Source organism: Limnothrix sp. FACHB-1083 (genome assembly GCF_014696485.1).
Taxonomy (GTDB): Bacteria; Cyanobacteriota; Cyanobacteriia; order CACIAM-69d; family CACIAM-69d; genus CACIAM-69d.
In genome coordinates, this window is sequence record NZ_JACJQD010000004.1 from 1 (window position 1) to 14,153 (window position 14,153).

Annotated in this window: 10 protein-coding genes and 1 rRNA gene; 10 read left to right on the forward strand and 1 reads right to left on the reverse strand. The window is 53.2% G+C overall.

Annotated elements, in window-relative coordinates:
* From rrf to H6F46_RS06255, 10 genes are all read left to right on the forward strand, one after another.
* Window positions 1–114, forward strand: a 5S ribosomal RNA gene (gene rrf, locus H6F46_RS06210); the annotation flags it as partial.
* A gap of 197 nt (window positions 115–311) precedes the next feature.
* The gene (locus tag H6F46_RS06215; protein ID WP_190353983.1) at window positions 312–1,118 is read left to right on the forward strand and encodes an ABC transporter permease; all 807 of its coding nucleotides are present in this window, start codon (window positions 312–314) and stop codon (window positions 1,116–1,118) included.
* Window positions 1,119–1,270: 152 nt separating this feature from the next.
* Window positions 1,271–2,707: an ABC transporter ATP-binding protein gene (locus H6F46_RS06220; RefSeq protein ID WP_099535212.1), complete on the forward strand. Its 1,437-nt coding sequence runs from the start codon at window positions 1,271–1,273 to the stop codon at window positions 2,705–2,707.
* 171 nt (window positions 2,708–2,878) lie between these two features.
* Window positions 2,879–3,916 (forward strand): sulfotransferase, encoded by a 1,038-nt coding sequence (locus tag H6F46_RS06225; RefSeq protein ID WP_255508926.1) that lies wholly within the window; start codon window positions 2,879–2,881, stop codon window positions 3,914–3,916.
* A gap of 12 nt (window positions 3,917–3,928) precedes the next feature.
* Window positions 3,929–5,047 carry a glycosyltransferase family A protein gene (locus H6F46_RS06230; RefSeq protein ID WP_199291429.1) on the forward strand — a complete coding sequence of 373 codons (1,119 nt, stop codon included), beginning with the start codon at window positions 3,929–3,931 and terminating at the stop codon, window positions 5,045–5,047.
* 149 nt (window positions 5,048–5,196) lie between these two features.
* Window positions 5,197–5,985, forward strand: a complete 789-nt coding sequence (locus tag H6F46_RS06235; RefSeq protein ID WP_190353985.1) for a sulfotransferase domain-containing protein — start codon at window positions 5,197–5,199, stop codon at window positions 5,983–5,985.
* 130 nt (window positions 5,986–6,115) lie between these two features.
* Entirely contained in the window at window positions 6,116–7,474 is a 1,359-nt protein-coding gene (locus H6F46_RS06240; protein ID WP_190353986.1) for a four-carbon acid sugar kinase family protein, read from the forward strand.
* Between the two features lie 303 nt (window positions 7,475–7,777).
* Window positions 7,778–9,004, forward strand: coding sequence for a pentapeptide repeat-containing protein (locus H6F46_RS06245; protein ID WP_099535202.1), 1,227 nt, complete (start codon window positions 7,778–7,780; stop codon window positions 9,002–9,004).
* A gap of 338 nt (window positions 9,005–9,342) precedes the next feature.
* Entirely contained in the window at window positions 9,343–10,806 is a 1,464-nt protein-coding gene (gene gatA, locus H6F46_RS06250) for an Asp-tRNA(Asn)/Glu-tRNA(Gln) amidotransferase subunit GatA (protein WP_099535200.1), read from the forward strand.
* 33 nt (window positions 10,807–10,839) lie between these two features.
* Window positions 10,840–11,628: a sirohydrochlorin chelatase gene (locus tag H6F46_RS06255; protein WP_099535198.1), complete on the forward strand. Its 789-nt coding sequence runs from the start codon at window positions 10,840–10,842 to the stop codon at window positions 11,626–11,628.
* Between the two features lie 214 nt (window positions 11,629–11,842).
* Here the strand turns inward: H6F46_RS06255 and tkt are convergent, their stop codons facing one another.
* Window positions 11,843–13,852 (reverse strand): transketolase, encoded by a 2,010-nt coding sequence (gene tkt, locus H6F46_RS06260; protein WP_190353987.1) that lies wholly within the window; start codon window positions 13,850–13,852, stop codon window positions 11,843–11,845.
* Window positions 13,853–14,153 lie beyond the last annotated feature (301 nt).

A 14,153-nucleotide genomic window follows, 5' to 3' on the forward strand; every position in this document is an offset into this window, starting at 1 on the left:
GGTGTCAATGGTGCAGTGGTCCCACGCCGATCCATCCCGAACTCGGTTGTGAAACGCTGTTACGGCGACGATAGTTGGGGGGTAGCCCCCTGCGAAAATAGCTCGATGCCAGGTTAATAATTGAAGAGAGGGGAGGGGGGGTCTAGATAATGCTCTAGAACCCCTTCCCCTTTTTTCGCGCTGTTTAATGAATGGTGAGATTTGACCAATTTTGAGAATTTCTTGGTTCTCTTTAATAAGAAAATAAACTGAGCTAGTCTGTACCGTAGGCTGTAGCAGTCCCGGTCTGTGTTGTTCAGAGATGATTGATAATGTTATTACTCAGCGATCAGCAAGTTAAGCAATTGGGGTTGTTGCGTGCTCTAGTTGTTCGAGACTTGGAGGCTAAATATAAAGGATCAAGTTTGGGAAATTTGTGGACGATCGCCCATCAAATTTCCCAAATTTTTATTTATACCTATGTTTTTTCAATTGTTCTCAAAGTTAAGCTCAATCTCGTTGGAGTTGATTCAAATAGCTTTACGTTTGGTCTATGGCTCTACGCGGGACTATTGCCTTGGACTGCGATTACGAATGCCCTTGTTCAAGCGTCTACGGTTGTTTTAACCCAACCGAATCTAGTTAAGAAGGTTGTTTTTCCTTTGGGGTTATTACCCCTTGTTCCTGTACTATCTGCATTTATGGAGAGTCTTGCAGGGTTTCTGCTTTTGGTGGCGATGTTAGCAGTAAGTCACCAGGAACTACAGTTAACTTTAATTTTGATGCCGTTGATTTGGATTCCACAACTATTGCTGACGATCGGGCTGAGTTATTTGGTTGCTGGCTTAACGGTTTTTATTCGAGATTTAGCGCAGTCTTTACTGGTTGTGCTGAGTATGCTGTTTTATTTGACCCCAATTGTTTATCCACTCTCAGCTGTGCCGGTTGAGTGGCGTGATTGGTTGTTGTGGCTGAATCCGGCTGCGGTAGTCGTTGAAATTTACCGAGAGCTGGCGATTGTAGGGCAAATCACGCACTGGGGAGAATGGCTGGCAACGGTTGGCTATTCGCTCGTGGCTTATGTTGTGGGGCGTTGGGTTTATCGCCGGTTGCGGCCAGGTTTTGCGGATGTGCTTTAGGAGACGCTGGATCCGACCGGGTGAATGCATCAATGCTGAGTAGTTTCTGCTAAGGTGTTTGGAACCTGCAAATTCGCGGTTTACCGGATCTGTGTCGCGGCGCGAAGATCTGGTAACTATCCTTGGTTGGAGTCTGACCGTCCTTAGCCCTAATGAACGATATTGTTATTTCGCTTCAGAGTGTTTCCAAGTCGTTTCAGCGGTATGCGAAGCCGGTCGATCGCCTAAAGGAGTTGCTGTTACCAAATCGTCAGCAAGCGAATGCGTTTTGGGCGGTTAAAGATCTTAACCTTGAGGTTCCCCGAGGACAAACCTTAGGTATTGTGGGCCGAAATGGCTCTGGGAAAAGTACAACCTTACAGATGGTTGTGGGAACGTTGCAGCCCTCCAGTGGTTCTGTGCAAGTGCAGGGGCGAATTTCCGCACTTTTGGAGTTAGGAAGTGGCTTTAACCCAGAATTTACGGGTCGGCAAAATGTATTTTTCAATGCCCAAATGTTGGGTCTGTCACGCCGAGAAGTAGAGGCAAAGTTTGACCAAATCGCTGCATTTGCGGATATCGGTGAATTTTTAGATGAGCCAGTCAAAACTTACTCGAGTGGCATGTTTGTACGGCTAGCATTTGCCGTTGCCATTCATTCGGATCCTGATATTTTGGTGGTTGACGAAGCTCTCTCGGTAGGAGATGAGGCTTTTCAGCGAAAGTGTTTTGCGAAGATTCATGCAGTGCGAGATGCAGGAGGAACGATTCTCTTTGTTTCTCATGGAGCATCGACAATTATTGAGTTGTGCGATCGCGCTATCTTGCTGGATCGCGGTGAATTGCTATTAGATGGTAATCCGAAATTAGTTGTTGATAAGTATCAAAAACTTAGCTACGCTCCACCCAATAAAGCTCAGGAGCTACGAGAAGAAATTCGGCGCTTAAACGGCTCAGAAGCTAATGTTTTTAGCCACAAAGAACTGACCATTATTGAAAGCATGGCAGCTTCAACGGATCTACTGCAACCGGTTGCGCCCCGGACTCCGCAGAAGCACCTGGGAACAACTCGGCTTAAGGCCTACTTTGATGCTCAGATGCAGCCGCCACAGACAATCGCCTATATTTCTCGGGGCGCGAAGATTCAGGATCCAAAAATTACAACTTTAAATGGCGAGGTGGTGAACTATCTTGTTGGTCGGGATGAGTATCTGTACACTTACACCGTGAAATTTGAGCAAGATGTGACGCAAGTGCGCTTCGGAATGCTCATTAAAACTGTGAGCGGCTTGGAGTTAGGTGGCGCATCGTTGGTGGGGCGTAACTTTGCGATCGAGCAGGTGAAAGCTGGCTCGGTTGCCAAGGTCAAATTTCGATTTAAGTGCCTGTTAAATGCAGGTGCTTACTTTATGAATGCTGGAGTTTCTGGAACAATTGATGGGCATTTTGGTTATTTAGATCGCTGGATTGATGCGGCCATGTTTAAGGTGCAGGTGGAAGATTTTTCCCATGCTAGTGGCATTATTGATTGGGTAGTGGATCCTGATGTGACGGTTTATGCGGGGCCTGCATCTGCCGTGACATTGCCGCTCAAGGCTTCAGAACCGTGAGAGTTTTGAAGGTTTAATTGGTTTAAGGATTGACATTTTTCTGAATCATTTAACCCATGGGGTAATTTGCATCCTACTGGAAGCACTGCCATCGTTTTTTTGATTCATCTGTTGATTTATTTGTTAATGGTTATGGCTCATTCGGGATCTGAAAATTTACTGCCCAGTAACATGCCGCTGATTGTGGCAGGAATGCATCGATCGGGCACTTCTCTGATGACGGCGGTAGTGGGAGCGCTCGGTGTAGATTTGGGCGATCGCCTGTTAGATGGCGATATTCATAATGCCAAGGGCTATTTTGAGGATGTTGATTTCCTAGAATTTCAACGCCGAATTTTGCAGGAGCGATCGCCTGCGAATGATCTGGGTTGGCCAGATTGGGGCTGGACGGAAAGCGAGCAGCTCAATTTACAAAATCTGGATGCTTATCTGCCGGATGCTAAAGCTTTAATTGCCAGTCGATCGAGTCAAGGATTGTGGGGATGGAAAGACCCAAGAACAACGCTGCTCTTAGATTTTTGGGCTGATTTATTGCCCAATGCTCGCTATCTGCTGGTGTATCGATTCCCTTGGGATGTGGCAGATTCAGTGTTGCGAGTTAATCATCCAACATTTGTGGCAAACCCCGATTATGCGCTACGAAGTTGGTATGTTTATAATCGATCGCTCCTGCGCTTTTATGAAAAACATCAAGACCAAAGTTTACTGATTAATGTCAACGCTTTTTTAGAAAACCCAGAAACTGGGCTAAAGCTACTACAAACTAAGCTGAACTTAGCTATTCAAGCAGATCAAGCTGAACCCGAAGTTCTTTCTCAAATTTTTGACCCTAAACTGTTTGCAAGCTTGGGTTGGGATTACCCGCTGGTGCGATCGCTCTATACAATTGCGCCGCGATACTTTTCACTCTTAAAAGCCTTAGATCAAGCAGCAGATCTATCCAGTTCTATGCCGGATTGGGTCACTGTTGCGCCCAGTATTGATGACAATCCACCGATTTATGACGGTGTACCGCCAGAACGTGCTGTGTTGGCCCTGCATGGTTGCTTGATTCAGAATAATTTTCGCCATCAACAGGAAATGCATCAACTATCTCAGCAGTTTGCGGAAAAACTAGATCAGACGCAAGCGCAGCTCAAAACGGTTGAGCAATCTAAAGGTTGGCGGATGCAGCAAGCTTTGAAACGTCTGAAAGCCAAGTTTGTGTAGGGCGATTAGATCATGAACTCAGGTATGCCTCAACAGGAATTTGTGATTCCTACGGTTGTTGAAAAGCCAGTGCTGTTATCTGTGGTGATTCCCTGCTACAACCATGGCGAATTTCTGAATGAGGCGATCGCCAGTGTGGAAAGCTGTGGCGGGAGTCATTGGGAAATTATTGTTGTGAATGATGGCTCAACGGATCTACTGACTCTTGAGCAACTCTCAGTTCTTAAAGCTCAGGGCTATCAAGTTATTGACCAGGAAAACCAGGGTTTATCGGCAGCCAGAAACTGTGGAATTCGAGCAGCAAAAGGTTGTTATATTTTGCCCTTGGATGCGGACAATTGTGTCAAGCTTCCATACCTGACTCGGGCGATCGAACTGTTAGAGCAACATCCAGACGTGGGTGTTGTTTATGGCAACCTAGAGCGATTTGGAGCCGAATCTGGGTTGGTACAAGTGCCTCGATTTTCAGTGGATTTGCTGCTGCGAGGTAATGCGATCGATGCCTGTGCGGTGTTTCGTCGCTCAATCTGGTCAGACATTGGCGGTTATGACTCCAAAATTCCCGATCAATTGGGCTATGAAGACTGGGATTTTTGGCTTAGTATTGCTGAACGGGGCTGGCAGTTTTTGCACTTGGAAGCGGTGGGGTTTGCCTATCGTTGTCGCCCGGCTTCGATGGTCAGCGGTTGTAATATTCCCGAGCAACGATCGCGCCTGTTTGAATATATTTGTGCCAAACATGCCAAGCTTTACGCAACACATTTTCCAGCGGTATTTGCGGGCAAGGAGGCGGAAAGACTAGCGGCGGTGATTGAGTGTGAGCGGCTGCAAAATGATTTGTTGGATGCTCAAGAGGCGTTAACCCTAGAGCGCGATCGACTGCAACAGTTGCACGATCGCCAAGTCAGTCACCTGGCTGAGTTAGCTGAGTTGCGACAATCGCAATCGTTTCTGAAAGCAGAACTCGATCGCCTGCTTGTACATTGTGCGGCTCAGTCAGAGCAAATTCAAGCGCAACAAATGCAACTTCAGCAAATGTCTACCACCCTCGAATCAACCCGAACAACGGCACAAATGTCCTGGTGGCGGCGGCTCAAAAGACGGCTTAAGCGTGGTCTAATGCTTAACTAGTTTTGGGTTGGTTTTTGATCAATTTTTGACCAATCAATTCTTTGAAGAGTCTATTCATTAACTCAAAGCCGGTTGCCAGGTTAAAATCAGAAAAATTCCTAACTTATCAACCATTTCAGTCACAAGTAGTTTCAAGAAACTAGTTTAGTATGAAGCCTAGCTTTTTAATTATTGGTGTGCAAAAGGGAGGAACCACTTCTCTTTATCAATATTTGCTGCAACATCCTCAAATTCAATCGGCAGCAACTAAAGAAGTCCATTTCTTCGATTTGCAGTGGAACCAGGGAATTGATTGGTATCTGCAACAGTTTCCTGCCAATTCAGAACCTCATGAAATGACTGGTGAAGCCAGTCCCTACTATATTTTTCATCCTTTGGTGGCTCAACGGGCTTGGGAATTTGATCCAAGCTTAAAAATTATTGTTCTATTACGAAATCCAGCTGATCGCGCCCTGTCCCACTACTACCATGAGGTGCGGTGGCAGTTTGAATCTTTAGACTTGGAAGCGGCTTTGAATGCGGAATCGGAGCGCTTGGCTGGCGAAGCTGATCGTTTTCTATCTGATCCAGCCTATCAAAGCTATGCCTATCAGCATTACAGCTATGTGGCTCGGGGACGCTACGCCGAGCAGCTCGAACCTTGGCGATCGCGCTTCGGATCTGATCAACTGCTGATTCTGAACAGTGAAAAATTCTACCAACATCCCCAAGGAACTCTGGCGCGAGTTGTGCAATTCTTAGGATTACCAGCCCATGAATTTTCAGGATTTACTAAATATAATGCCGGTGACTATCCCACTCCGGATCTCGTAATTTATGAGCGCCTTAAATCACGATTCCTTGAAGCCAATCAAGATCTCAAGCATTACCTAAAGCAGCATTTCCCAGAAACTTGGCAAGCTGAGTTTGCTAATCAATCAGATTGGTTAATTGAATAAGACCCATTAAAAGCTAATCACCAGCTCAGAAATTTAAGCTCTAGCATCATCTTGCTGCAAAGCGTGATTTTCAGGACTATTGCAGGCAAAATAGAAAGGTTGTCTTGCGATTTTCCCTGAGCGAACCGCAATGTCTAGCGCCTCTCCCTCTGACCAGACCAAAGCGCCCAAAATAATTGTTTTGGACGATGACCCAACGGGATCCCAGACGGTTCATAGTTGCTTGCTGTTAATGCGTTGGGATGTGGAAACCCTTTGTTTGGGGTTGGAGGATGCGTCGCCAATTGTATTTGTGCTGACTAATACGCGGGCTTTGACGGCGGAGGCGGCCGACGCGGTGACGCGGGAGGTTTGTCGTAATTTGAAGCAGGCGATCGCCCAAGTGGCGCTGACGGATTGGCTGGTGGTGAGTCGATCGGACTCAACCCTGCGTGGCCACTACCCCGTGGAGACTGACGCGATCGCGGAGGAGTTGGGGCCCTTTGATGCTCATTTCCTGGTGCCGGCCTTTTTTGAAGGGGGTCGCGTCACCCGCGACAGTGTGCACTATCTGAAGGTGAACGGTGTGGATACCCCCGTCCACGAGACGGAATTTGCCCGCGATTCGGTGTTTGGTTATCGCCACAGCTACTTGCCGGATTACGTGGCGGAAAAGACGGCGGGGCGCATTCCCTCAGACCAGGTGGAGCGGTTTCAATTGGCCGATTTGCGCGGCGACCGGCTGACCCTGGAGCAACGACTGCAAGCCTTGACCGGGAATCGATGCTGCGTGGTGGATGGGGAAGTGCAGGCCGATTTAAATCAATTTGCGGCGGCCCTGTTGTCTCAGGCAAGCCAGGGGAAGCGATTCCTGTTTCGATCGGCCGCTAGCATCCTGACGGCTTTGGCGGCCCTGCCACCCCAGCCGGTGGCCGCTGAAGCGATGGCCCAGTATGTCCGAGACGGGCGATCGGGAGTGGCGATTGTGGGTTCCCATGTGCGCAAAACCACCGAACAGCTTCAGCAATTGCTGGCGGAGCCGGGGGTGGTGGGCATTGAAGTGCCCGTGGCAGAACTGCAAGGGCCCGATCGCGCTGCCATTGCCGCTAGCCTGTGCGATCGCGCGTTGACAGAGGTGCAGCGGGTGCGTGCTGATGGTAAAACACCTGTGATCTACACCAGCCGCCAGGAGCTGACCTTTGAGACGGTGGACATTCGCTTGGAATTCGGGCAAGCGGTCTCAGCCCTGCTGATGGCGATCGAGCGGGGACTGCCGGAGGATATTGGTTACCTCATTAGCAAAGGGGGCATTACCTCCAACGACACCCTCAGCGACGGTTTAGCCTTGCGATCGGCTCGACTGCTAGGCCAGATCTTGCCCGGTGTTTCCGTCGTCAGAACCGCCGACCATCATCCCCAGTTTCCGAACTTGCCTGTGGTTTTATTCCCGGGCAATGTGGGCGATGCCAATGCGCTGGCATTGGTCTATCGCCGTCTCAGCCAAATTTAGTGCAATTTCTCGGTCTGAGCGATTGCTTTTCAATCACAGTTCAGTAACTGCTCAGTGACTACTCAGTGACTACTCAGGTGCTGTTCGGCTTTTGCCCGATCGGTTGCGCTAGCCCAAATTTCCTCGCCCATGACTGGCGATTGAAGGGGCCCGACCCACCAACAACGCATCGGAGCACTGAAGTACAACAGAAAAAGAATCAGGAGGTTTAAATTTGCCTCAAAACCCTGAAATTTCTTTGAAATCCCCCGATCCCATCCTTTTGCAATTGCCATCGACGATGATCCGACTGAGGAGGACACCTTGACTGACAATCCACGGCTTGCCCTGATTGAACGGATCGCCACCGCGAGACGTGAGTGGCGCTGGGCTAATTCTGAGCTGGTGCATTTGGAAAAAGGGGTGAACGCTTGGAACCACTGGCGCTCTCGTCAGTCGGAGGCGAAACCCGACCTCAGTGGCATTGATCTGCGCGGTGTGGATCTCAAGGGGGTGAACCTGAGCCATGCCAAGCTAATTCGGGCAGATCTCTCGGGGGCGGACTTAACCGGGGCCAACCTGACCGGGGCGGATTTGGGCCAAGCAAACTTGACCCGGGCCAATTTGCAGGGAGCGATCTTGGTCGATACGGATTTGATTTGGGCCAAGTTGGTGGAAACCAATTTGCGCAAGGCTGATTTGCGGCGATCGAAGCCGATCGAAGCGGAATTTATCGGGGCTGACCTCAGCGAAGCGAGCTTGGCCGATGCCAAACTCAGCCGCGCCAGTTTTATGGATGCGGTACTTTGCCGGACGGATTTCAGTCGATCAAAGTTGCTGGAAGCCAACTTTAGCGATGCCATCTTGGCCCAGTGCAGTTTTGCCGATGCCATTTTGATTGGGGCGGATCTGTGGCGTGCCCAGTTAACCGGCGCGAATCTGACCAGTGCGACCTTGACGGGAGCCAAGCTGAATAAGGCTGATTTCACCCGGGCGAATCTGTCTTCGGCGGATTTGACGGAGGTGGAAGCAAGGGGCGCAAGGTTCATGGGAACGGTGCTGACGGGGGCTTGCATCCAAGGCTGGGAAATTGATTCTGAAACGTCCCTCAGTGACGCGGTTTGCGATTATCTGTACCTGACGAGGGGCGATCGCCTGCCGGAAGGAACCCGATCGTTCATGCCCGGCGAGTTTGAGCAAACGGTTCGCAACGAGCTGATGGCGATCGAGTGGACTTTCCCCCAGGGAATTGACTGGTCTGCTTTTGTGAGTGCCTGTCAATCCGTGAGTGCGGTGAATCCCGACTTACAGTTGGGCTTGCAGTCTTTTGAGCAGCGGGCCAGTGGAGAGCTGGTTGTGCGGCTGGATGCCACGGGGGCGCGCGATCGGGCGGCGGTGTTCCAGCAACTGCGCACGGCCTATCAGGCGGCCCTGCCTTCTCCCAAGCCTTCCGCCAAGGGAGCACCCCCGGAACAGGAACCCAGTTGCCATAGCCTTTGGGCGATCGCTCAAACCCTGTCGCGGGTGCAGCATCTGCCCATGGTTCCCTAGGGGCGAGGTTCCCTAGGGGCGAGATCGGGGCGATCGATCCCTGGTTGCCCACCTCCCCAGGGCCGAAATGGAGAAACCACCCTCAGAACCCCCTTTGGGGCCAGGGGGTTCAACAATGGTTTGGTATCCTAGAGACGGCCATCTGTGCAGTCGTCCTATTTTTTCCATCGATTATTGTCAGAATGTTGCCCAGCGGATCTTGTTAACCTCCTAATCAGATCTGGTTTATGGCGCAATTGATGACCCAAATTGATGCAATTGGGCGCTGTGCCGCTTGCCTAATCCATCCGAAAGCCTGAGAATTTTGCAGCCTTTCTACGCATCCTGAAGCATTCCCAATGGCATCCATCCGCGAGCTACACCAACAACTCGTTCGCAAAGAGCGCTCGGCCGTCGAGATCGCCCGCGAAGCGCTTGACCACATTGCCCAGACCGAGCCACGGGTGAAGAGTTTCTTGACCCTCACGGCTGATTTGGCCCTGGAGCAAGCCCAGCGTGTGGATGCCAAAATTGCAGCGGGCGAGTCGATCGGCCCCCTAGCTGGCATCCCGATCGCCATCAAAGACAACATGTGTACGCGCGGCATTCGCACCACCTGCGCGTCCAAAATGTTGGATAACTTTGTGCCGCCCTACGAATCCACCGTGACCCAAAAGCTCTTCGATGCGGGCGCGGTGATGGTCGGCAAGACCAATCTGGACGAGTTTGCCATGGGCAGCTCCACAGAAAACTCCGCTTTCCAAGTGACAGCGAACCCCTGGGACTTGGAGCGTGTGCCCGGTGGTTCCTCCGGTGGGTCGGCGGCGGCCGTTGCAGCAGGCCAATGTCTGGTCTCGATCGGTTCTGATACCGGTGGCTCGATCCGTCAGCCCGCTGCCTTCTGTGGAGTGGTTGGCCTGAAACCCACCTATGGCCTGGTGTCCCGCTATGGGCTGGTGGCCTTTGCCTCTTCGCTGGATCAAGTCGGGCCCTTTGGGCGATCGGTGGAAGATACGGCCCTGCTTTTGGGGACGATCGCGGGGTATGACCCCAAAGATTCCACCAGCTTGAATGTGCCGATTCCCAACTATGCCAAAAGCCTGCTTCCGGATTTCCGCCCCAAGAGCAAGCTAAAGGTAGGGGTGATTCAAGAAACCTTCGGTGCTGGCCTGGACGCGGAAGTGGAAAAGGCCGTTGAAGATGCCCTGAAGGTGCTTCAGGAGCTGGGTGCTGAAATTGAGGTGGTCTCCTGCCCCCGATTCCGCTACGGGCTGCCAACCTACTACATCATTGCGCCGTCGGAAGCTTCAGCGAACCTGGCGCGTTATGACGGGGTGAAGTATGGTTTCCGGGCCCCCGGCGAGAACCTGCTCGAGATGTATGAAAAAACCCGCGCCGCCGGATTTGGCTCCGAGGTCAAACGACGGATTGCGATCGGGACCTATGCCCTGTCAGCGGGTTACTACGATGCCTATTACCTGCGGGCCCAAAAGGTGCGCACCCTGATTAAGCAAGACTTTGAGCGAGCTTTTGCAAGGGTGGATGTGCTGATTTCGCCCACGGCCCCAACCACGGCCTTCAAGGCGGGTGAAAAGACTGATGATCCGGTGTCCATGTACCTGTCGGATTTGATGACAATTCCGGTGAACTTGGCCGGCTTGCCTGCCCTGAGCTTGCCCTGTGGTTTTGATCGCAACGGGATGCCGATCGGGATGCAAATCATTGGCGATGTGCTGCGGGAAGATTTGGTGCTGGAAGTGGCCCATGCTTATGAACAGGCAACTCACTGGCATGTGAAACGACCGGAGATCGCCCCCGACTAATGACGCTTCGTTTAGCGGTTTTCGACAGACTCCATGGGCTATCCCCGATCGATTAACGATCCTTCGCGACCGGTTTTGCGTGCTGTGGTGTTAGTAGCCCATGGCAGTCGCGATCATCGTCCCCGTCAAGCGGTGGAGTTGTTGGCGAGTCGGCTTTCGGCAACGCTGGCGGCGGCCAACGTGCGATCGATTGTGGCTGTGGCCCAGTTGGAGGGGGCTAGCACGCCGCTGCATCAGCAGTTAGTGGGGTTCGCCCAACGTGCGCGATCGGCCGGGGCGGTGCGGGTGGAAATCATTCCCCTCTTTTTGTCGATGGGAGTCCATGCCACGGTGGATGTCCCCGAGGAAGTGGCCTTGGCAACCCAGAGCATGGGGCCCCAATGGGGCGATCGATGGCAGCTCTATCCTCCCCTGGGCGTATGGCCCGGCTTAGATCGGGTCATGACGGAGGAGTGGCGCAAGGTTGCGGTGGAGTTGCCGCGCCGGGCTTGGGTGCTGGTGGCCCATGGCAGCCGGAATCCGCTGGGCAATCAATTGGTGGAACAGTTGGCGGAGCAACTGGGCCTCACGCTGGCTTACTGGGCGATCGCCCCAACGCTGCTCGATCGGCTCACGGAGTTTGCTGCTGCCGGCCACCGGGCGATCGGCATCTTTCCCTATTTCCTGTTTGCCGGTAGTCTCACCGATGCCTTATTTGAGCAGGTATATAGCTGGCAGCGCGATCACACCGATGTGGATGTGCAATGGCTGGAGCCGATCGGCCCGGCGGCCTCCTTGGTTCGGCTCATGGCCAGTCAGTTGCTCGACGACCTCAACGACTGAACGCTTTTCTTGGGAAAGCAATTCCTTGAGAAACAAAGTCCAAGCAACCAAAAACAAGACCAAAACGCGAAAAACAAAATCGGGCTAGCCACAAAGACTAACCCGATTGTTTGTTCAAAAAATAAATTGTCGAACGAGATTCAGTGGTCTGCCGGGTCACAAGGGGCCGTGACCCCTTGCAACCGAACATCCAAGCTGAGTGTTGGTGCGGGGATTAGCCGAGCAGGGCCTTAGCCTTGTCCAACACGTTCTCGACGGTGAAGCCGAACTTCTCCATCAACACGCCACCGGGAGCCGAAGCGCCAAAGGTGTCCGTCCCGATCGAAGCGCCGGCCGAACCCACGTAGCGGGCCCAACCGAAGGTCGTGCCAGCTTCCACCGACAACCGCTTGGTGACGGCAGCGGGCAGCACCGATTCCTTGTATTCGGCGCTTTGCTCGTCGAACAGTTCCATGCAGGGCATCGACACCACGCGCACCTTGTGGCCGGCAGCGGTCAGTTGCTCGGCGGCGGCGACGCAGAGGCTGACTTCCGAACCAGTACCGATCAGGATCAGTTCGGGCGTGCCTTCGCAATCGGCGATCACGTAAGCACCTTGGGCCACCTTGTCAGCGCTGGAACCGGCCAGGTTGGGCAGGTTTTGGCGAGTCAGGGCCAGGGCACTGGGACGCTTGCGGTTAGCCACGGCCACCTTGTAAGCACCGGAGGTTTCCGTGCCGTCGGCGGGGCGCAGGGTCAGCATGTTGGGGATGATCCGCAACGAGGCGATCGTCTCCACCGGTTGGTGGGTCGGGCCATCTTCACCCAGGGCGATCGAGTCGTGGGTCAACACGTAGATCACACCGGCTTCCGCCAGGGCCGACAGACGCATTGCGCCGCGCATGTAGTCGGCGAACACCAGGAAGGTGGCGCAGTAGGGAATCAAGCCCGAGTTGTGCAGGGCGATGCCGTTGCAGATGGCGGCCATGCCGTGCTCGCGCACCCCAAAGCGGACGTTACGGTTTTCGTAAGCGCCCTTTTGGAAGTCGCCGGAGCACTTCAGCTCGGTCAGGTTGGAGTGGGTCAAGTCCGCCGAACCGCCGATCAATTCAGGCAGTTTGGGGGCGATCGCATTCAGGCAGATTTCCGAATGCTTCCGGGTTGCTACCGCCTTGTCAGCGGGGGTGTAGGTGGGCAGATCCGCATCCCAACCTTGGGGCAGTTCACCGCGCAGCAACCGCTCAAATTCAGCGGCATCGGCGGCGTACTGGGTCTTGTATTGGGCGAAGATGCTGTTCCACTCGGCTTCCAGGCTGGCACCGGTTTCGATCGCTTTCTTCGTCCAACCCTCGGCCACTTCGGCGGGCACTTCAAACTCGCCGTAGCTCCAACCCAAGCTTTCGCGGGTCAGCTTCACTTCGTCGGGGCCCAGCGCCGCACCGTGTACGCCAGCGGTGTTGGCTTTGTTGGGCGAACCGTAGCCGATCGTGGTGGTGACCTTGATCAGGGTCGGCTTGTCGGTGACGGCCTTGGCTTCTTCGATCGCCTTCGCGATCGCGGCCAAATCCGTGTTGCCGTTGGTCACGTGGATCGTGTGCCAGCCGTAGGCTTCAAAGCGCTTGCTGACATCTTCGGTAAAGGAAATATCCGTGTTACCGTCGATCGAAATGTGGTTGTCGTCGTACAGCGCGATCAGCTTGCCCAAGCCCCAGTGGCCAGCCAAGGAGCAAGCTTCACCGGACACGCCTTCCATGTTGCAGCCATCGCCCAGGATCACGTAGGTGTAGTGATCGACGATCTTGGCATCGGGCTTGTTGAATTTGGCAGCCAAGTGGGCTTCCGCAGCGGCCAAGCCCACAGCGTTACAAATCCCTTGACCCAGGGGGCCGGTGGTAACTTCCACGCCGGGGGTTTCGAAGTTCTCGGGGTGGCCGGGCGTGCGCGATCCCCACTGACGGAAATTTTTGATGTCTTCAATGGTCACGCTGTCATAGCCCGTCAGATGTAGCAGCGCATACTGCAACATACAGCCGTGGCCAGCCGACAATACGAAGCGATCACGGTTAAACCAGTTCGGATTCTTGGGATTGAAACGGAGGAACTGATTCCACAGCACATAGGCCATGGGAGCCGCGCCCATCGGCAGACCGGGGTGACCCGAGTTCGCCTTCTGAACGGCATCGATCGCCAAAAAGCGAATGGCATTAATAGACAGTTCGTCGAGGGATTGGGTAGCGACAGCCATACTTGCTCGAACTCGTTCGACTGGAGAAGGTGAGTGGGGGACAGCGATCGGCGCGCGCCGCGATCTCAAGAAACAGCTAAATCCCGGGGTGTAGAGCGCGCGTCGCAGTAGGCAGATGGACTACGACCGCCCGAGTTAGCCCCTACACTATCTCACCAGAGGGGAATGGGAGCAAGCAGACCGTGGAATTGCTACATGGGGAAGTCTTTGGGAGCCTGAGTGGGGCCCCGGAGTGATTAAAAAAGGTGTGATGACGGGGCGATCGGGACGGAAATTGACCCAGGCAGCGGGCGATCGACCA

Coding starts and splice junctions, on each gene's coding strand:
- H6F46_RS06215 (WP_190353983.1), top strand. CDS start 312: ATGTTATTACTCAGCGATCAGCAAGTTAAGCAATTGGGGTTGTTGCGT.
- H6F46_RS06220 (WP_099535212.1), top strand. CDS start 1,271: ATGAACGATATTGTTATTTCGCTTCAGAGTGTTTCCAAGTCGTTTCAG.
- H6F46_RS06225 (WP_255508926.1), top strand. CDS start 2,879: ATGCCGCTGATTGTGGCAGGAATGCATCGATCGGGCACTTCTCTGATG.
- H6F46_RS06230 (WP_199291429.1), top strand. CDS start 3,929: ATGAACTCAGGTATGCCTCAACAGGAATTTGTGATTCCTACGGTTGTT.
- H6F46_RS06235 (WP_190353985.1), top strand. CDS start 5,197: ATGAAGCCTAGCTTTTTAATTATTGGTGTGCAAAAGGGAGGAACCACT.
- H6F46_RS06240 (WP_190353986.1), top strand. CDS start 6,116: ATGTCTAGCGCCTCTCCCTCTGACCAGACCAAAGCGCCCAAAATAATT.
- gatA (WP_099535200.1), top strand. CDS start 9,343: ATGGCATCCATCCGCGAGCTACACCAACAACTCGTTCGCAAAGAGCGC.
- H6F46_RS06255 (WP_099535198.1), top strand. CDS start 10,840: ATGGGCTATCCCCGATCGATTAACGATCCTTCGCGACCGGTTTTGCGT.
- tkt (WP_190353987.1), bottom strand. CDS start 13,852: ATGGCTGTCGCTACCCAATCCCTCGACGAACTGTCTATTAATGCCATT.